This is a genomic window from Pseudomonas sp. (assembly GCF_041601375.1).
Taxonomy (GTDB): Bacteria; Pseudomonadota; Gammaproteobacteria; order Pseudomonadales; family Pseudomonadaceae; genus Aquipseudomonas.
Genome location: NZ_JBFIIG010000072.1, coordinates 1 through 18920 on the forward strand (window position 1 = coordinate 1; position 18920 = coordinate 18920).

The 18920-nt window shown below is 61.0% G+C and carries 19 protein-coding genes; 4 read left to right on the plus strand and 15 right to left on the minus strand.

Translation table 11 applies throughout. The features are described 5' to 3' along the window. Positions 1–609: 609 nt before the first annotated feature. From flgL to ABZE94_RS11555, 13 genes are all read right to left on the minus strand, one after another. On the minus strand, positions 610–1908 hold the full coding sequence (gene flgL / locus ABZE94_RS11495; protein ID WP_372875652.1) for a flagellar hook-associated protein FlgL: 1299 nt from the start codon (positions 1906–1908) through the stop codon (positions 610–612). Positions 1909–2192: 284 nt separating this feature from the next. After that, positions 2193–4232 carry a flagellar hook-associated protein FlgK gene (flgK, locus tag ABZE94_RS11500; RefSeq protein ID WP_372875653.1) on the minus strand — a complete coding sequence of 680 codons (2040 nt, stop codon included), beginning with the start codon at positions 4230–4232 and terminating at the stop codon, positions 2193–2195. A 3-nt stretch (positions 4233–4235) separates the two neighbouring features. Further along, a complete protein-coding gene (flgJ, locus tag ABZE94_RS11505; protein WP_372875654.1) occupies positions 4236–5408 on the minus strand; it encodes a flagellar assembly peptidoglycan hydrolase FlgJ in 1173 nt (390 codons plus the stop codon). Between the two features lie 13 nt (positions 5409–5421). Next, positions 5422–6528, minus strand: coding sequence for a flagellar basal body P-ring protein FlgI (locus ABZE94_RS11510; protein ID WP_372875669.1), 1107 nt, complete (start codon positions 6526–6528; stop codon positions 5422–5424). Between the two features lie 5 nt (positions 6529–6533). Beyond that, positions 6534–7229: a flagellar basal body L-ring protein FlgH gene (flgH, locus tag ABZE94_RS11515; RefSeq protein WP_372875655.1), complete on the minus strand. Its 696-nt coding sequence runs from the start codon at positions 7227–7229 to the stop codon at positions 6534–6536. Between the two features lie 61 nt (positions 7230–7290). Continuing rightward, positions 7291–8076: a flagellar basal-body rod protein FlgG gene (gene flgG / locus ABZE94_RS11520; protein ID WP_372875656.1), complete on the minus strand. Its 786-nt coding sequence runs from the start codon at positions 8074–8076 to the stop codon at positions 7291–7293. Between the two features lie 46 nt (positions 8077–8122). Beyond that, on the minus strand, positions 8123–8863 hold the full coding sequence (locus tag ABZE94_RS11525) for a flagellar basal body rod protein FlgF (RefSeq protein WP_372875657.1): 741 nt from the start codon (positions 8861–8863) through the stop codon (positions 8123–8125). A 380-nt stretch (positions 8864–9243) separates the two neighbouring features. Then, positions 9244–10725 carry a flagellar hook protein FlgE gene (locus ABZE94_RS11530; RefSeq protein ID WP_372875658.1) on the minus strand — a complete coding sequence of 494 codons (1482 nt, stop codon included), beginning with the start codon at positions 10723–10725 and terminating at the stop codon, positions 9244–9246. Positions 10726–10769: 44 nt separating this feature from the next. Next, positions 10770–11435 carry a flagellar hook assembly protein FlgD gene (gene flgD / locus ABZE94_RS11535; protein ID WP_372875659.1) on the minus strand — a complete coding sequence of 222 codons (666 nt, stop codon included), beginning with the start codon at positions 11433–11435 and terminating at the stop codon, positions 10770–10772. Between the two features lie 21 nt (positions 11436–11456). Continuing rightward, a complete protein-coding gene (gene flgC / locus ABZE94_RS11540; RefSeq protein WP_372875660.1) occupies positions 11457–11900 on the minus strand; it encodes a flagellar basal body rod protein FlgC in 444 nt (147 codons plus the stop codon). A gap of 14 nt (positions 11901–11914) precedes the next feature. After that, complete coding sequence (gene flgB / locus ABZE94_RS11545) at positions 11915–12322, minus strand: flagellar basal body rod protein FlgB (RefSeq protein WP_372875661.1); 408 nt, start codon at positions 12320–12322, stop codon at positions 11915–11917. Positions 12323–12575: 253 nt separating this feature from the next. After that, positions 12576–13403: a protein-glutamate O-methyltransferase CheR gene (gene cheR / locus ABZE94_RS11550; protein WP_372875662.1), complete on the minus strand. Its 828-nt coding sequence runs from the start codon at positions 13401–13403 to the stop codon at positions 12576–12578. A 209-nt stretch (positions 13404–13612) separates the two neighbouring features. Further along, a complete protein-coding gene (locus ABZE94_RS11555; protein WP_372875663.1) occupies positions 13613–14548 on the minus strand; it encodes a chemotaxis protein CheV in 936 nt (311 codons plus the stop codon). A 76-nt stretch (positions 14549–14624) separates the two neighbouring features. Between ABZE94_RS11555 and flgA the strand changes: the two genes are divergently transcribed. The 4 genes from flgA (at position 14625) to ABZE94_RS11575 (ending at position 17335) form a co-directional block, all read left to right on the plus strand. Next, positions 14625–15407: a flagellar basal body P-ring formation chaperone FlgA gene (gene flgA / locus ABZE94_RS11560; protein ID WP_372875664.1), complete on the plus strand. Its 783-nt coding sequence runs from the start codon at positions 14625–14627 to the stop codon at positions 15405–15407. Positions 15408–15615: 208 nt separating this feature from the next. After that, positions 15616–15957 carry a flagellar biosynthesis anti-sigma factor FlgM gene (gene flgM, locus ABZE94_RS11565; RefSeq protein ID WP_372875665.1) on the plus strand — a complete coding sequence of 114 codons (342 nt, stop codon included), beginning with the start codon at positions 15616–15618 and terminating at the stop codon, positions 15955–15957. Positions 15958–16033: 76 nt separating this feature from the next. After that, positions 16034–16501 (plus strand): flagella synthesis protein FlgN, encoded by a 468-nt coding sequence (locus ABZE94_RS11570; protein ID WP_372875666.1) that lies wholly within the window; start codon positions 16034–16036, stop codon positions 16499–16501. A gap of 126 nt (positions 16502–16627) precedes the next feature. Further along, positions 16628–17335 (plus strand): flagellar brake protein, encoded by a 708-nt coding sequence (locus ABZE94_RS11575; protein ID WP_372875670.1) that lies wholly within the window; start codon positions 16628–16630, stop codon positions 17333–17335. 236 nt (positions 17336–17571) lie between these two features. Here ABZE94_RS11575 and ABZE94_RS11580 read toward each other — a convergent pair whose 3' ends face one another. Then, on the minus strand, positions 17572–18189 hold the full coding sequence (locus tag ABZE94_RS11580; protein WP_372875667.1) for a TIGR04282 family arsenosugar biosynthesis glycosyltransferase: 618 nt from the start codon (positions 18187–18189) through the stop codon (positions 17572–17574). Beyond that, complete coding sequence (locus ABZE94_RS11585) at positions 18186–18860, minus strand: TIGR04283 family arsenosugar biosynthesis glycosyltransferase (RefSeq protein ID WP_372875668.1); 675 nt, start codon at positions 18858–18860, stop codon at positions 18186–18188. The genes ABZE94_RS11580 and ABZE94_RS11585 overlap by 4 nt, the downstream gene beginning before the upstream one ends. Positions 18861–18920 lie beyond the last annotated feature (60 nt).

Here is an 18920-nt window from a genome sequence, read left to right on the forward strand (position 1 = left end):
CCATGGTGTTGCCTCCAATGGGCTAGTACTTAAGGTAGCTGGGCGTTGCGAGCGCTTGGGCGGTTGCCTGGCTCAGGCATCCCAGTTACTTCGCATTCGTAATCTTTATCGGCGCTAAGCCAGGATGCTTTAGGGGCTTTTTGCCATATTCAGCGAAAGTTTTTTCTTGAGGAAGAACAAGTGGTTAGCTCGGGGAGTAGTGTCATCTGAACATTTTGCCGGGTTTTCGGCGGGCCTTCGGCTGGATTCTGATCGTTCCCAGGTCGAACCGTCCGCACGGGTATGCAGCCTGAGACGCTCAGCCCCCCAGTACGGTGGATGCAATGCGTATTGATCGGGGGTACCAAACAGAGCGTGGGAGCCATCTACTTGCCAATGAGCCTGCGACGTTCGCGGACAAGTCCCCTCCTACAAGAGCACCACAGCACTGTAGCTCGCGGACGAGGCCCTTCTCACAAGAGCGTCACTGCTCTGTAGAGGGCTTGGCTGCAGGCCGCTGATCGTTTCGGTCCGGTTCGGGGCTATCACGCAGGGATTGGCAACCAGCAACAGCAGTCAAGAAAAGCGCAGCCGGGGCTGCCCTCCTACAAGAGCACCAAAGGCAAACCGTCAGCGCAACTGGTTGAACAGGCTGAGCCCGGCGATTTTGACGTAGCTTTGCTGCGCAGCTTCCAGAACGATGGTCTGGAACGACAGCCGCGACAGCGCTTCGGCGTAGTCCAGTTCGCGCAACCCGGCCTGCACGGATTTGTTGACCAGGGTGACGTCTTCGTTGTCGGTCTGGGTAGTCTCGATGATGTTCAAGCGCGCGCCAATCTCGCCGCGCACGCTATCGACCGTGACCATGCCGTGATCGAGATTGGTCAGGGCCAAGGCTACGGCATCGCGTACCTGACCACCGGTAGCGGGGGTTTCCAGGGTGCTGCGCAGACTGGCGATGGTATCGAGGATGCCAACCTTGTTGGGCGGCGGGCTTGCCGGATCGGCACCCGGCCCGGCGATGGTGAAGCTGGTCCCGGCTGCAGGCGTACCGTTAACGTAGAAAGCGACCCCCTGATAGTGCACCAGCGTGTCCTTGCCTTCCTCCAGGCGACCATTGATGGCCGTACCCAATACCGCAGGAATCTCCACACTCAAGGGATCCAAGGGATCTGCCGGCACGCCCGGCGTGATCACGGGGCTCAACGTGTAATTCAAGGGATCGACAGGATCGAAAGCCAGTTGCACGCCGTTGGCAGGAAAGCTGGCAAATGCCACCTCGTCCTCGACCAGCATGCCGCTAATCGTACCTATGGCCACGGAAGCTGGCGGTATGGCCGTATCGGTGAGGCTTAGCCGCCCGGCATTGGTGACGTTCTGGAAGATCTTCTTGCCGTTGTCGCTAATGGCCAGGTTCAGCGAGCTGGCCACCTGCAACTTGCGCTGGCCTTCGTCGCCTTGATAACTGTAATTGCCATCGGCCTCACGCACGAAGGGCTGGGTCTTGCCCTGGAAGCCGGAGAACAGGTATTCGCCGCGGGCATTACGGGTATTCATCAGGCTGAGCAATTCGGCCTCGCGCTCGGTCAGTTCTGCCGCGATGGACTGTCGACCCGCGGTATCCAGTACGCCGTTACCCGCCTGCACGGTTAGCTCACGCACCCGCTGGAGGATGGTGTTGACCGAGTTGAGGGTGACTTCTTCCTGGGTCAGGCTGCTGTTCGCGGCGGTGAGGTTGTCCTTGTGCTGGGTCAGCACGTTCTGCTGCTGCTCCAGTTGCAGGAGGCGCACCGAGGCGACCGGGTCGTCCGCCGGGGTGAGGATGCGGTTGCCGGTGCTGATCTGCTCCTGGGTGCGGGTGGCATTGGCGTAGTTGCGCTGGATGCCGGCGACTCCGTTGTTGAACGCCTGGATGGTGGAGATGCGCATGTTTGAGCCTCTTGGTGCAATCCGGAATCTGGCCGCGACTAACAGCCCCTCACCCTGCCCTCGGAAGGCGAGGGGATTGTTCTGCGCGCGCCCGATAGCGGCGCGAGCCTCTCTAAAAGTTCTCTGAGCCTTAGTTAAAGGCTTCAGCTCCAACTACGCTTGAGTCAGATCGCAACTTCTTAGGAGCGGACGGGCGGCGATCCTCTTTAGCCGCGAAACATTGTCGGTGTGTCGAAGATCTTCGCGGCTGAAGCCGCTCCTACAAAAGCGTTCTGGGACATAGCCTATCTGAAGGTATTGATCAGGGTATCGAACAAAGAGCGCGCAACTTGAATGACCTGGGCCGAGGCGTTGTAGTACTGCTCGAACTTGATCAGGTTGGCGGCCTCTTCGTCAAGGTTGACCGCGGACAGGGAGTCGCGGTTGTTGGTCGCCTGTTTGAGGATGGCGCCGGTCGCCTCACTGTCCTGTCGGGCTTGCGCCGTCAGGGTGCCGACGCGCTCGACCAGGTCGCCATAACCATCGGTGAAGCTGACCCCGGTACTGATGCCCACTGACGGATCCACGCCCACGGTCTGTTTGTTCTGCAGATCGACCAATTTCAGGGCGTTGCGGTTGTCCGATACGCCGTTTTGATTGAAGCCCACAGTGAACTTGTCACCCTCCTGCGGGCGGCCACTGAGCGTCATTCGTACAGTACTGCCATCTGCTAATTGCAGCTTGTAGGTGTTCTGCTGCCCTTCCTGAAACGTGGTGGTCGCCGCATTTGTACCATCCGCATTGATTCGGGTGAGCGTAGTACCTGCCGGCACAGTGAATGTACTGTTGACGGCATCGTAGGCCAGCGTCACTGCAGGCGTTAATGCAGCCTTCAGCGCATCCATAGGGGCAGAGGACGCCCCCATCGCCTGCAGATCAGGCTGGCTAATCGCTCCATTACCGCGATTCTGCAGCTCGGCTTCGGCGCGCACCGGCGCGGCAAACGCCAACTGGTCCGGCTGATCCAACTGGGCGCTGATGGTCGTGGCGCCGCGCCGGGTCGGTTGCAGGAGAAATTTGTCCGCCGCCGCCGGTGCGGAATCGAGAGCCAGTTCGAAGCCCTGGTCGCGACCGGCCGCATCGCTAAAGGTCAGAGTCGCCGGATAAGCGCCAGGCGGGTTAGGGCTCACGGTCATGGTCGCGCCATCGCTCAAGCGTCGGGCGTTGTAGTTGCTGCCATCGTATTCCAGGCGGTAGTCGCTGGTGGTGAGCACGCTAGTGTCGGTGATATTCAGCGCCGGCTGGACGTTGCTGGTGTTGCTCGCAAAGGCCCGCACCCGCAGCTGGGCCAGCGCCGTGTCGTTGTAATCGCCGAACAGCGCGGTGCCCACCTGGCCTTTCAGATCCAGGCCCTGGCCGAGCTGGGTGTTGACTTGATCGCTGACCGCCAGGGCCAGTCGCCCCAACGAGTTGAGGGTCGGATCCAGGGTCTCGGCGCGGTAGCGGATCAGCCCGCCCAGCTCGCCACCGGTGAGCAGGGAGGTGATGACCTGGCGCGAGCCACCGCTGACGAAGCTCACCTCGTAACGGGTCGGGTCGCCCTGCCCCGGCCCGACTTCCAGGCGGCTGGTGGTACTGCCCACCACCAGCGGCTGACCGGAACCGACGAACAGGTTGAGCGAGTTGTCATCCTGCGCCACCACGGTCACGCCGACGTAGGTGGACAGTTGGCGGATCGCCTCCTCGCGCGCATCGAGCAGGTCGTTGGGTTGCTGGCCGTTGGCCGCGGCCTTGGCGATGGCATCGTTGTAGCTGGCGATCGAGGTCGCCAGGCGGTTGACCTGGTCACTGACAGCCACCATCTGCTTGTTGATGAACTGGTTCTGCTCGTTGATCCGGTCGGACACCGTATTGAAGCGCCTGGCCAGGCCTTCCGCCTCGGACAGCACCAGTTGCCGCGCCGGGATGTTGGCCGGGTCTTCGGCGGCCGTCTGCAGGGACGAGAAGAACTTCTGCAGCGAGGGCGTGATGCCGGTGGTGGTGCCGGCCAGCAACGAGTCGAGCTGCTCGATCTGGCTTCTGTAAGCCTCGACGTCGGAGCTGAGGGCGGTGCTGCTGCGCACCTGGGTGCTCAGGAACTCGCTGTAGGTGCGGCGGATATCCGTCAGCGTGGTGCCCGAACCAATGTAGCCGGCACCGCTGAACTGCGGATTGCGCGTGGCCTGCACCGTGTCCTGGCGCGAAAAGCCAGGGGTGTTGACGTTGCTGATGTTATGCCCGGTGACCGCCAGCGAGGTCTTGTTCGCCGACAATCCGGACAGGCCAATGCTCAGTAGGTCAGCCATGGCTTAGGTCCTGGTCTGCGGGCTGTCGACGCTGGCGACGGCCTGGTAGGTCTGCATCTGCCGGGCGATCTGGCCGATCTTGCGCGCGTACTGCGGGTCGGTGGCGTAACCGGCCTTCTGCAATTCACGGGCGAATTGCTCGGGGTTTTCGGTCGAGCTCAGTGCGTTCTGGTAGCGGCCGTTGCTCTGCAAGAAACTCACGTAGTCTTCGAAGCTGTGGGCGTAGGAGTCGTAGGCGCGGAAGGACGCCGCCTCCTTGACCGCTTTACCGCCCTGGTATTCGGTGGTCAGCACCCGTGCCGACTCGCCGTCCCAGCTATTGTGGCTCTTGATGCCGAACAGGTTGTGGCTGCTGGTGCCGTCCTGCTGGCGGATGATCGACTTGCCCCAGCCGGTTTCCAGTGCGGCCTGGGCCACCAGGTAGCGCGCATCGACGCCGATCTTCTCGGCGGCCTGCTCGGCCATCGGCAGCATGGCCGCAATAAATTCGTCCTTCGAGGCGAACGCCGTCTTGCCCGGTGCCTGCGCCAGACGACGGCCGCTGATGGCATCCGCGCCATTCAGGCTCAGGGCCTTGTCGGCGGGTGCGGCAAACGCCTTGGCCGGGATCCAGTCGTTTTGCGCCAGAGGCTGGGCAGCCGCCGTCCCGGCCGTGGGCAGGATGCCCGCCATCAGCCGATCGCCGAGCCTGCCCGGCAGCGACAGGCGCCGCTGGTTGAGCAGGGACGAGTCGTCGCGACTGCTGTCGACCCTGGCCAAGGGTTTGCTCGGCGCACTCGGCACCGGCTGATCGACCTGGGCGAAGGGATTGGGCCGACTGCCGGCGTCCTTGATCTGCGACATCTGTCGCACCAGCACGTCAGCCAGGCCGATGCCGTTCTGGTTGTTCGACAGGGTCACCGACAACTGCTGGTCGTGCATGTCCTGATAGGTCTTGCTCTCGTTGCTGTTCATGAAGTTGCCTTCGGCGAACACTTCGTTGGCCGAGCGCATGGCCTTGAGCATCTCATTGAGAAACAGCGACTCGAACTCTTGCGCCACCTTGCGAATGTTCTTTTCGCTGTCGCCACCGACCTTGAACTGGTTGAGCCGGTTCAGGTCGGTGAAGGCGCCGCTGTCCAGCGGGCTGTTGCTGTTGACGTTGCCGAACAAACCGGCCGAGAGTCGAGAATCCATCGCCGCAGCCTCCTTAAATCACGATCAGGTCGGCCTGCAGGGCGCCGGCTTGCTTGAGCGCCTCCAGGATGGCCATCAGGTCGGAGGGCGATGCGCCCACCTGGTTCACCGCCCGGACGATTTCATCCAGGGTGGTACCGGGGCCGAACTTGAACATCGGCTTGGCCTCCTCGACCGCGCCCACCCGCGAGCGCGGCACCACCGCCGTCTGCCCACCGGAAAGGGCTTCCGGCTGGCTGACGATGGGATCTTCGGTGATGGTGACCGTGAGGCTGCCATGGGTCACGGCCGCCGGCTGCACTCGCACGTTCTGGCCGATGACGATGGTGCCGGTGCGCGCATTGATGATGATCTTGGCCACCGCCTGGCCAACCTCGACTTCGAGGTTCTCCAGAATCGACAGGTAATCCACCCGCTGATTCGGATCGAGCGGCGCGCTGACACGGATCGAGCCGCCATCCAGCGCCTGGGCGACACCGGGGCCGAGCAGGTCGTTGATATGGTCGACGATGTTCTTCGCCGTGGTGAAGTCCGGGCGATTGAGGTTGAGGGTCAGGCTGTTGCCCTGGTTGAAACCGCTGGGCACCGCACGCTCGACCGTCGCACCGCCGGGAATGCGCCCGGCCGAGGGCACGTTGACGGTGATCCGCGAACCGTCGCCGCCTTCGGCATCGAAACCACCGACCACCAGATTGCCCTGGGCGATGGCGTAGACATTGCCGTCGATGCCCTTGAGCGGCGCCATCAGCAGGCTGCCGCCGCGCAGGCTCTTGGCGTTGCCGATGGAGGAAATGGTGATATCGATGGTCTGTCCCGGCCTGGCGAACGCCGGCAAGTCGGCATGGATGGACACCGCCGCGACGTTCTTCAATTGCACGTTGCCGCCTTGCGGCACCTTGATGCCGAACTGCGCCATCATGTTGTTGAAGGTCTGCACGGTGAACGGCGTCTGGGTGGTCTGGTCACCGCTGCCATTGAGGCCGACCACCAGGCCGTAGCCGATCAACTGGTTGCTGCGCACGCCCTGGATGCTGGCCAGGTCCTTGAGCCGCTCAGCTTGCGCCGGCAGGCACAGCAGGATGCACAGCAGCAAGACGTAGGAGCGGGTCATCGGCGTCATCCTGTTCAAAACGGCCACAGCGGGCTGATGAAGAAACGATCGAGCCAACCCGGCTGGCTGGCGTCGGCGAAGGCGCCGGTGCCCGAGTAGGTGATGCGCGCATCGGCGATCCGCGTCGAGGCCACGGTGTTGTCCGTGGCGATATCGTCGGCGCGCACCAGGCCGGCAATGCGCACCAGTTCATCGCCGGTGTTGAGGGTCATCCACTTCTCGCCGCGGATCGACAGAATGCCGTTGGGCAATACCTCGGCCACGGTCACGGTGATCGAACCGCTCAGGCTGTTGCCTTGGGCCGCCTTGCTATCGCCCTTGGTATCGCGGCTGGCGCTGTACTCGGCGCCCAGCGACAACTTATTGTCGGAAAACGGATTGGCCGCCGATACCGCGCCGCCGAACAGCGAAGTCAGGCCGATGTCGGCGCTGCTGTCCTTCTGGATCTGCGAGCCGGCATTCTTGCTGGCCTGGGTGCGCTCGTTGAGGGTGATGGTGATGATGTCACCGACGCGGTAGGCCTTGCGGTCGCCGAACAGGTTGTTCTCGAAGCCGGCCTGATAAATCGAGCCGTTGTTCTGCTCCGCCGGCAACGGCGTGCGCGGCAATACCGGCGCGTAATAGGGGTCGTTGGGCTTCGCCGGCGGCGCGACGCAGCCACTCAGGACAACAAGACCCAGCATCGAGAGCACCATTACCAGCCGGTTCATAACCACTACCTCACGGCGTTTTATTTCAAGCCAGGGCCGGGCAAATGCCCGCCCTCAGCGATTAAAGATTCTGCGAAACGAAGGCCAGCATCTGGTCGGCGGTGGAGATGACTTTCGAGTTCATCTCGTAGGCGCGCTGGGTGGTGATCATGTTGACCAGCTCCTCGACCACGCTGACGTTGGAGTTTTCCAGGGTGTTCTGCAGGGTGGTGCCCAAGCCGTTGAGGCCCGGCGTGCCGACCTGCGGTGCTCCGCTGGCGGCGGTTTCCAGGAACAGGTTGCTGCCGATCGCTTCCAGGCCCGCCGGATTGATGAAGTCGGCCGTCTGCAAATTGCCGACGATCTGCGGCTGCGGATTGCCGTCGGTGGTCACCGACACCGTGCCGTCTTCGCCGACGGTAAAGGTGCGCACTTCGTTGGGCAGGACGATCGCCGGCTCCAGGGCATAACCGCTGGAGGTGACGACCTGGCCGTCGGAATTGAGGTGAAAGCTGCCGTCACGGGTATAGGACACCGAGCCATCGGGCATCAGCACCTGGAAGAAACCGCGGCCGTTGACCGCCATGTCCAGCGGTTGTTCGGTGGTTTGCAGGCTGCCGGCGGTGAAGATCTTCTGCGTGCCCACCACCCGCACACCGGTACCCAGCTGCAAACCGGACGGCAACTGGCTGTCCTGGCTGGACTGGCCACCTGGCTGGCGACGGATCTGGTACAGCAGATCCTCGAACTCGGCCCGGTCGCGCTTGAAACCGGTGGTCGAGACGTTGGCCAGGTTGTTGGAAATGGTGGTCAGGTTCATGTCCTGGGCGGACAGACCGGTCTTGCTGACCCACAGTGCCGGAAGCATATAAATTCTCCTCGAGCGCCATTTTCAAGGCGCTGCGTGCTGGTGATTAGCTAATTTGCAAAACCCGCGCCACAGCGGCCGCATTGTCTTCGGCGGTGCGCATCATCTTCACTTGCAGCTCGAACTGGCGGGACAGGGCGAGGATGGAAGTCATCTCTTCCACCGCGTTGACGTTGCTCGACTCGAGAAAGCCGGAGGTCACCTGCACCGTGGCATCGGCCTGCACCGGCTCGCCTCCCTTGTAGCGAATCAGGCCGTCGCTGCCCTTCTCCATCTGCTTCAGGTCGGGATTGACCAGCTTCAGCCGGTCGACCTCGGCCAGCACGCTAGGGCCTTCGCCGAGGGCGCGAATGCTGATGGTGCCGTCCTGGCCGATCTCGACCTTCTGCTCCGGCGGCACGGCAATCGGCCCACCATTGCCCATCACCGGCAAGCCGTTGCCGGTTCGCAGTACCCCAAGGGCGTCAATATTCAGGCTGGCGGTGCGCACATAGGCCTCGCTGCCGTCGGCCGCCTGTACGGCCAGCCAACCAAGCCCGCCGATCGCCACGTCCAGGTCGCGACCGGTTTCCTGCATCGAACCGGGGGTGAAGTCGGTACCCGGACGCTCGGTCATGGCATAGACCCGCGCCGGCAGCGTGTCGCCGAAGACCTGCATCGAACGCGCCTGCTCGAAGTCGCGGCGAAAGCCGTTGGTCGAGATGTTCGCCAGGTTATTGGCGTGGGCACTCTGCGCCAGGCTGTTGTTGTGGGCTCCAGTCATGGAGACGTACAGCATCTTGTCCATGGTCATCCTCCGAGGTGGGCGTGACGCCCGCTGCTCTATGGAAAGCAATAAAGCAAGCGGCGTGCCATCCTCGAAAAATAATCATAAGTCTATGAAAAATATCAATTTTATAAATGAAGAAAAGGCCCCATGAGGAGCCTTTCGCGACGAGGTCGGCGAGTTATTGCCGCCGACGGCAAAGCCACTGCCTGCCGTCTGGAGTTGCCGCTGCTGCGCCAATCGGGCGGATTGAATGGCGGTCGAACGCCGATGGGTATCGCTGCGCTCAACCTACGCGGCCCGCACCACCCTACGGGCCGGGCTTTTGTAGGATGGCGTTGAGCATAGCGATACCCATCAATCGGTGGCGTCAATCGGTGGCACCCTACTACCGCGCCTTATCAGCGCAGGTTGATGATGGTCTGGGTAATCGAGCTTTCGGTCTCGATGGTCTTGGCGTTGGCCTGGTAGTTGCGCTGGGCGACGATCAGGTTGACCAATTGATCGGACAGCTCGACGTTGGAGTCCTCCAGGGCGCCGGACTGCAAGGCGCCCAGGGTACCGCTGCGCGGCGTACCCACCACCGGATCACCGGAGGCGAAGGACTGCACCCAGGCGGTCTTACCCACCGGCGTCAGGCCCTGTACGTTGGCGAAGCTGGCCAGAATCACCTGCCCCTGCACATTGGATTGACCGTTGGTGTAGCGGGCGAAAATCACCCCGGTGTCGTCGATCTCCAGACCCGCCAACTGGCCGGTGGTGTAACCGTCCTGACTGACGGCGTTGACCGCGAAGGAGCTGGAGAACTGAGTAGAGTTGCGCATATCGACCAGAATGCCAGTCGGGCTGGCATTCGCACCATTGCTCGACCACACCGGCGGCTCCCCGCCATCCGAGGCGGCGGGCACCCAGGAATTCAAGGTAAAACGCCCGGTGGCGTCGACGGTGAAAGCCGCACTGGAGGTCAGGCTGCTGGTATCCAGCGCCCCACTGGCAGTGAAACGCACGCCCATCGAGTAGGGCGTAGTCGATGTCGGAGTAGCCGGATTGCGCCCATCGACCAATACATTCATCTGCCACTGGTTGGCACCGGTCTTGACGAAATACTGGGTCATTACATGGGCATTGCCCTGGGTGTCGTAGACGTTGGTCGAGGTGGAGGAGTTGTAGGTGGTTGGATCGGTAGGATCAAAGGAGGCATTGGCGGCCATATTTGCGGCGGCCAGCACGATCGGGTCGGAGGCTACAGCTGCCTGCGCCGCTGCGGACTCAGCCGGAGTCGGGTTGGCCGGATCGACTACGAGATTCGCAGGGTCGTTGAGCCAGGCTGTTTCCGCACCCTGTATTGAGGAGTCATAGACCCCCTGCCAAGTCGTCGGCACCGTATTGGTCGAGTTCAGATTGAACGTCTGATTCAGCGTCGTGGTCGCCTTCGGCGCCTGGCTCGCGGTCTCGATACGCAGATCGCTGATCACGCCATTCTGCAGGTTGCCGTTGCCATCGACGGCATAGCCCTGCAGCTTGTAGCCGAAGTTATTGACCATGAAGCCATCGCGGTCGGTACCGAAATAGCCGGCACGGGTGTAGCTGACCTCGCCGTTGTTGCTGGTCTGGAAGAAGCCGTTGCCGTTGATCGCCAGATCCAGGGCATTCTGCGTGTAGTTGACATTGCCCTGATTGAACAGCTGCGAGACGTTGCTCAGGAGCACACCGCTACCCACCGGGTTCTTGCCGGTTCCATTCACCGAGGCCGCATAGACATCGGAAAACTCCGCCCGCGACTGCTTGAAGCCGGCCGTACCGGCGTTGGCGATGTTGTTGCCGGTCACGTTGAGATCGCTGGTCGCAGCGCGCAGGCCGCTAAGACCGATATTGAACGCCATGAAAGTCTCCTTTGCCGGCATAGCCGGCGATTAAAACCCTGAAATTACTGACCGATGACCTGCACCTGAGACAGCGGCACACTGCCAAGCCCCGCCAGGTTGAGCATCAACTCGCTACCACCCAGCACCACGCTGTCGACGTTGGCCGGGAGCATGGTGTAAAGCCCCTTGGTCTCGCCTTCGTAGGTGGCCTGCGCCTCGAACTTGTAGGTGCCGGGTGGCAACAAATTGCCGCTGGCGTCTTTGCCGTCCCAGATAAAGCTGACATTGCCGGCGGCCTGCTCGCCCATGTTGATCCGGCTCACCGCGGTCCCGGCGTTGTTGTAGACGTTGACGTATACGTTGCTGCTGCTGGTCGGCAGGACCATGCTGGCCTTGAAGCTTTCGCTGGTATCGACCAGCGCCTTGTCGGTCGGAATGATGACCTTGCTGCCGACCAAGGATGAGGCCTGCAGCGCCTGGGAGGACTGGTAGCCGGACAGCAACGAACCCATGCTGGTATTGAGCTTTTCGATGCCTTCGACCTGGCTGAACTGCGCCAGCTGGGCAATGAACTCGCCATTGCTCTGCGGCTCCAGGGGGTTCTGGTTATTCAGTTGCGCCACCAGCAAGTTGAGAAACTCGTTCTTGCCCAATTCTTTATTGGCCGTGGTGTCGCTCTTGATCTGGTATTGATCGAGTGCCGAACTGACGCCATTTACCGTGCTCATGCCGTATCCCCTTCGTGCGGCTTACTGACCCAGGGTCAGTACGCGCTGCAACATTTGTTTGGCCGTGTTCATCATCTCGACGTTGGTCTGGAATGCCCGGCTGGCGGAAATCATGTCGGCCATTTCCTCGACCACGTTGACGTTGGGGTAGTACACATAGCCGCCTTCATCGGCCGCCGGGTGGTTCGGCTCGTAGCGCGGCACCAGGCTGCTCTGATCCTCGACGATACCCAGCACCTGCACGCCGCTGCCGGCCTGATCCTGCTCGGCGAACAGCGAACCGCTGCCATCGCCCATGGACTGCTGGAACACGGTGGCGAATACCGGATGGCGCGCGCGGTAGGTCTGATCGACGCTCGACGACACCGTCTCGGCGTTGGCGATGTTGCTGGAAATGGTATTCAGACGAGTGCTCTGGGCACTCATGCCGGTTCCGGCGATATTGAAAACACTGGCGAGTGACATGGCATCAGGCTCCTTTATTCGCCGCGCAGGGCGCTGACCAGCCCTTTGAACTTGCTGTTGAGGAAGGTGAAGCTGGCTTGGAAATTCACCGCGTTTTCCGCGTAGGTGGACTGCTCGACCTGCACGTCGACGGTGTTCTGATCGATCGACGGGTGCGAGGGAATGCGGTAGGCCAGGTTGGCACTGCCCATGGCCACGCCCTCGGCGGCGATATGCCGGCTGTTGGTGCGGGCCAGACCGGCCGAACCACGCGGGGTATTGGCGCTCTGCTCGGCCAGCACCGCAGCGAAGTCCAGATCGCGCGCCTTGTAGTTGGGCGTATCGGCATTGGCTATGTTGTTGGCCAATACCTCGGCACGCTGGGCGCGAAAGCCAAGTGCCTTTTCATGGATGCCGAGTGCGCTATCGAAGCTGATGCTCATGGTCAGGAACCTTTGCCGTTGGGCTTGCCTGTTTTCCGTACAAGAAAGTCAGCAAAGGTCGTGCCATCTATATTTTTATCTTATATTTCAATGACTTGATAAAACTAACCAACCCTAAAGCAAGTCGAGCGGCAAGGATTTTCCGCCCCATGGCAAACAATCCGGCAAGCCGGCCGGGACTTTGCCGCCGCGCCTGACGAAAAACGGGAGGCCACTGGCCTCCCGTTTCATGGTGCAACCCTGTACAACCGGCTTATTTCACCTTGTAGATGATCCCCGGACTGCATTGCACCATCTGATAACGATCCGGCAGGCCATTGAGTGCCTCCGACGCGCCCAGGAACAAATAACCACCCGGCTTCAACATGGCATGGATGCGCGTGAGAATGTCTTTCTTCATATCGGCGGAAAAATAGATCAACACGTTGCGGCAGAACACGATGTCGAACTTGCCCAGGCTGGCATAACTGTCCATCAGGTTCAGCGGACGAAACTCGACACGACTCTTGATCGCCGGCTTGACCACCCAGCGGCCCGGCGCTTTCGGATCGAAATAACGCTGCAAGCGCTCTTGAGACAGGCCCCGGCCCATCGCCAGGCTGTCGTATTCACCGGATTTGCAATTGGCCAACATCGACGGCGATAGATCGGTGGCAACAATTTGCACCCCCGCCTTGAGCTGGCCGATATTGGTTTTCTCGAACTCGTCGATGCTCATCGACAGGGAATAAGGCTCCTGCCCCGATGAGCAGGCCGCCGACCAGATGCGCAGGCGCTGGCCCGGATTGGCCTTGATCAATTCGGGCAGGACCCGTTTCTTCAGCACCTCGAAGGGGTAGGTATCACGAAACCACAAGGTCTCATTGGTGGTCATGGCATCCACCACCTGCTCGCGCAAACCGCTGCGCGGCTGGCTTTGCATGCGCTGCACCAGTTCTCCCAGGGTCTTGATCCCGTGCTGCTCCTGCAGCTTGTTCAGGCGACTGGACACCAGGTACTGCTTATTGCTCCCCAGCAAAATGCCACAGGCCTTTTCCAGAAACGTCCGGAACTGTTCAAAATCCAAATTACCTGAAGACACTAGCCAGGCCTCGCCAATCAAAGTGTTGCACTAAAAGATGCACCCTCCGCCCCACCATCAGGCCGAAGCAATAATTGCTGCACTCGGCGATGCGACGTTAAATTAAAACAGACTCGACAACTCACTTTTGCCCGCTAAAAGGCCAGGCGCTGTGAGCGCCATAGCCTTCGAATATTGTGGCGCGATGCAACGACAGCGCCCCCCTGCGCTCATGAACTCTGATCGACCTCATTGATACGGGCGACCACCCGCGACGCCAGGTCATCGGGGCGAAACTTGGGAAGAAAGTCATCGGCGCCGACCTTCTTCACCATGGCCTGATTGAACACCCCGGAAAGCGAAGTATGCAGGAGGATGTGCAACTTCTGCATGCGCGCATCGTTGCGGATCTCTGCGGTCAGGGTATAACCGTCCATTTCCGGCATCTCGATGTCGGAAATCAACATCAGCAGCTCCTGGCCTGGATGCCTGCCCTCGTCCGCCATGTTGCGCAGGTAATCCAGGGCTTGCCGACCATCGTTCAGCGCCGTGACCTCGACCCCAACGGTTTGCAGGCAACGAATCACCTGCTTGCGCGCCACCGATGAGTCATCGACGATCAACACATGTTTGCTCAGCGCCTTGCTCTGGGTTTCGGCATTTACCACACCGTCAGAAATCACCTCGGACGTCGGCGCCACTTCGGCAAGAATTTTTTCCACATCGAGGATTTCCACCAACTCCTTGTCCAGACGGGTCACGGCAGTCAGGTAGTGATCACGCCCCGCGCCCTTGGGTGGCGGATGGATCTCCTCCCAGTTCATGTTGACGATGCGCTCGACCGAATGCACCAGAAAGCCCTGAACCTTGGTGTTGTATTCGGTAATGATGACAAAACTGTTGCTTAGATCCTGCAACGGCGGCCGCCCGGTGGCCATCGACAGATCGAGGATGGGAATGGTGCCTCCGCGAATGCTCGCGACCCCCCGCACAACCGGGCTGGATCTGGGCATGATGGTGAGCTTGGGGCACTGCAGCACCTCCTTCACCTTGAATACGTTGATGCCATACAGCTGCCCGCCATCGAGACGGAACAGCAACAGTTCCAAACGATTCTGCCCAACCAACTGTGTGCGCTGGTTAACCGAATCCATTACACCGGCCATGCCCAAACTCCTCTGCTTGAGTCGCGCACATTGTGCTTAGCGTAGCAGGCGGCACGCGCCTTGCTTTCCACTCTGCATGAACGCAGAAACGACAACTTTTCGACACTTCTATCGGCGCCAGTATCGATACCTGCCGGCAAAAGGCCGCCATTGGCTGGCAGTTTTACCTGCTTTGCTCGCGCTCGGCTACAGCCCCGTGGCACTTGCCGCTGCAACCTTACCTGAAGAGCTTATCGGCGTGACCCACAGTTTTCTTGAGCGGACGGTCGCCGACTACCTGCAGCGCAGCGAAATTCAGGGCCGGTATGAGGTTGAAATCAACCGTCTCGATCCACGCTTACGCTTACCGCTGTGCGACAAGGAATTGACGACCACCCTGGAAAGCCCTGCCCAGCCGATTGGCCGCGTCACCATGCGGGTGCGCTGCGATGGCAGCTCACCCTGGACGGTTTTCGTCCCCGGACAGGTCAGGCTATACCGAGACGTGGTCACCGCCATCCGTCCACTCAAGCGCGAGGCCGTGCTGACAGACATGGACGTAAGCTTGCTGGAACGTGATGTCGGCCTGCTCAATCAAGGCTATCTGACCAACCTCAGGCAGGCGGTCGGCAAAAAACTGACGCGGCCACTGCAACCGGATCAGGTGGTGGCGCCGACGCACGTCGAGCAAGCCGAGGCCATCCGTAAAGGCGACCAGGTGGTGATCAGCGCACGCAGCGGCAACATGAGCGTACGCATGCCAGGCGAAGCCCTGTCGGACGGCGTCATCGGCAAACAGATCAGGGTGCGCAACCAGCGCTCGAAGCGGATAGTCAGAGCACGGGTCATTGGACCCGGCCAGGTTGAAGTGGCCATGTAGGCATGATTCTCGCCTGTTCTTGCTCATTTAAGCGCTTGAATAAGCGCCTACAATGAGCTTGAAACAGACGCTTACCGAGCAGGTTGGCTGACGATTTCTCACACTGCGGTTAAACTGTTGCTTGAAACACCGGTTATTTTTCTAAAGCTTCTGTAGAAACGGCCGAGAACCCAGGCAAGCACCCAAATATTGTTCGAGGTTTTGCACCATGGTCATCGACTTCAACCGGCTAAACAATGCCACCACCCCTGCCAATTCAGGGCGTGCGGGCAGTGCTCAGCCTGGTGGCCGGAATGAAGCCATCAGCGAAAAATCGTCCAGCCCGTCACCAACTCCAGCCCAGCAGGCAGACGCCAGCAAGAGCGGCGAGTCGGTGCAATTCAGCCGCGAAGCGCAACAGCTGCAAAAAATCAGCGAAAAGCTGGCCGAGCAACCGACCGTCGATAAAGAACGGGTTGCCCAGCTCAAACAAGCGATCCTTGACGGTAGTTACCAGGTCGACAGCCAGCGCGTTGCCGGCAAACTGCTCGACTTCGAATCCCAGCGCTAGTCTCAAGGCAGCGCCGGGATGTTAGCCTTACAGCACAGTAGCGCTGCTACGGCCCGCTGACATCCGAGAGCCTGCAATGCACGACATGACCCTGCTTGAGCTTTTCAACGACGATATCGGCAGTGCCGAGTACCTGCTCGAACTGGTCGATGAGGAATACCAGGCCCTCGGCGAGCGAGACCTGCCCCGCCTGCAAAGTATCCTGGAAAAGAAGCAACCACTGCTGGCACAACTCGACCAACACGGTCGGGCACGCAGCCAACTGCTGCTCAGCCTGCAGCTGAGCGCCGACCGCGCCGGCCTGCAAGCCCTCGCCGAACGCTCCAGCCAAGGCACTGAACTGCTCGAACGCGGCGACTTCCTGCGCACACTGCTCGAACGCTGCCAAGCGGCCAATCTGCGTAACGGCCGCTTGATCCGCTCCAGCCAGGCCTCGACCAGCAGCATGCTCGGCATTCTCCGCGGCGGGGAAACCCCCAACCTCTATGACAGCCGCGGCAGTACCGCTAGAATCGGCCAGCAGCGCCCGCTCAGTCAGGCCTGAATACTTAATAACAAGGCACAGAAAAAATGCTGTCATAATGCCGGCATCCTAGTGCCGCCGTATCTGCCTGGAGAGTTCTGGACCGTGTCCAACCCCTTTATCGAGGACGATGGCCCGCAACCACCGATGGTGCTCAAAGCCCCCGTGGAAATCGTGGCCAATCTGCGTCAACTGCAACAGCATCACGATCCGCTGGTTATTATCTTCCACGACCGCAACCAACGCTTTCAGAGTTATCTGATCGAAGTCGATCGCGACAAGAACCGCCTTATTCTCGACGAGATGATCCCCAACGATGCCGAGCGCTTTCTGCAGAACGGCGAATCTTTTCGCATCGAAGCCTTCCATGAAGGCGTGCGCGTAGCCTGGGAGTGCCTGCAGCCGGTACAGATCGACCAACACGAGGGGGCACGCTGCTACTTCAGCCCGATGCCTGAAGAAGTGCACTACCACCAGCGCCGCAATGCCTACAGAGCGCAACTCAAGCGATCCGACCAAGTCAAGATCGAATTGGCCGGTGCCAAGTTGCGCAGCCCCCTAACGGGACAGATGCTGGATATTTCTGCCACCGGCTGCAAAGTGCGCCTGCCGGGCAACGTCGCCAGCAGCCTGCACTCTGGCCAGGTTTATGAAAGCTTTACCGCTCAATTACCCTTCGGCGAGATGGCCGCTGCCGTGGAAATGCGCCATGTGCAGTATGAGGAGAAACTCGACACGACCTTTGCCGGCGTACGCTTCCACCGCATGAACGGCCTGGAACAACGCCAGGTCGAGCGCTTCGTCTACCAACTGCAGCGCGAGGCACGTCGCATCGACAGCGACGGCTTGTTCTAGAGTTGCTCAAACCCGAAATGTCGGATGGCTGTAGAACTGTCAACGCAGGATAGCGGCGCCAACCGGTATACCGGGTTGCGCCAATGGAATGGATATTGCCCTGCCTACGGTGCGGTGGTGCTCCGTGGGAGCGGCCTTGGCCGCGAATGGCGCTCCGCTCCACCACACCGGAAATCTCGACGCCTGTGCAGGAGCATCGCAGTACTGGATGCGAGCAACGGGCCGCGGGAGATCGGTCAGACTTCGACCCGGATGCCCAGCTCCGCCAGGCGCGGCAGGTCTTCCGGGCGATCGACATCCCACAATGCCGGCAATAGCCGATGATGCCAATCCAACTGCTGCAGGCGCTCGCAAGTCATGCTCAAGACCTGGTCGGTCCCCCACGGCATGCCGTGAAACAGCTTGGGGTCGACGCAGCGCAAGCCGAGCAGGACATAACCACCATCCTCGGCCGGCCCCAGCACTACGGGCTGCCCGTGCAATGCCTCGCAAGCACCTCTAAGGTATTCGCCGTCCAGCGCCGGACAATCGTTGCCGATCAACACCACGGCATCGCTTTCCGCCAGCCCCAAGGTCGCTATGCGTCGCATGCGCTCACCCAGGTCGCCGGCGGGCTGTTCGACCAGCGTCCAGTTCCACTGCTCGGCGAGTGCCTGCAGCTGCGCATCCGGACTGTCGTCCAGCCACAAAAACCGCTGAGTGAACCCTTGCGCCGGAAGCTGCAAGGCCCGCTCGAGCAACAATCGCTGCAGGTCGCATGCACCCTCTTCACCCAGAACAGGAATCAGCCGGGTTTTCACCTGCCCAGGCACAGGCGCCCGCGCCAGCATGTGCAAAGATATAGACAGTTTCATAGCGGTGGCCCTCGGTGATACTGCCGCGCCAACTGATCCGGGCTGACGCCACAATAGTAGGCCAGCCGCAGACGCCACATGAACAATACAGTACGCCAAATGCCATCCTGCTCCCAGCGCCTGCTTGAAGTTGACAGCGGAGGCCGCAAGCAACGCGGTCGCGCCCGTTTTTTCAGGCGCCCGCTAAGCTCGATGTCCTCCATCAAGGGGATGTCCGCGTAACCGCCCAGCACCTCGAACGACTCACGGGCGACGAAGATTCCCTGGTCGCCCGTCGCCACACCGGTCAACCGCGAGCGCAGATTGATCATCGTACCGATCACACGTAGCGCCAGACTACTGCCCGACAAACGCACATCGAAACGCCCCCAGATCGGCCGCTCCGCCAACACCGCGAGCAACCGTTCGATGGACGCGGCACTAACCCGGGTATCGGCGTGCATGAACCATAGGTAATCCCCACGCGCCACAGCGGCGCCGGCATTCATTTGCCGTGCGCGCCCGGCCGGCGTCTCGAGCAGCTGGTCGACCTGCGCAGCAGCCAGCGCAAGGGTGGCATCGCTGCTGCCGCCGTCCACCACGATGAGCTCCGCGCCGGCTGCCCGTAAAGGCGTCAGGTCCGCCAGCAGCAGCGGCAGGGCGGCCGCCTCATTGCGCACCGGGATGATCACGCTGAGTGGCGGTGTCACGACCGAGGGCCCTGCTCGCCCAGATCAACCGGGTCAACCGGG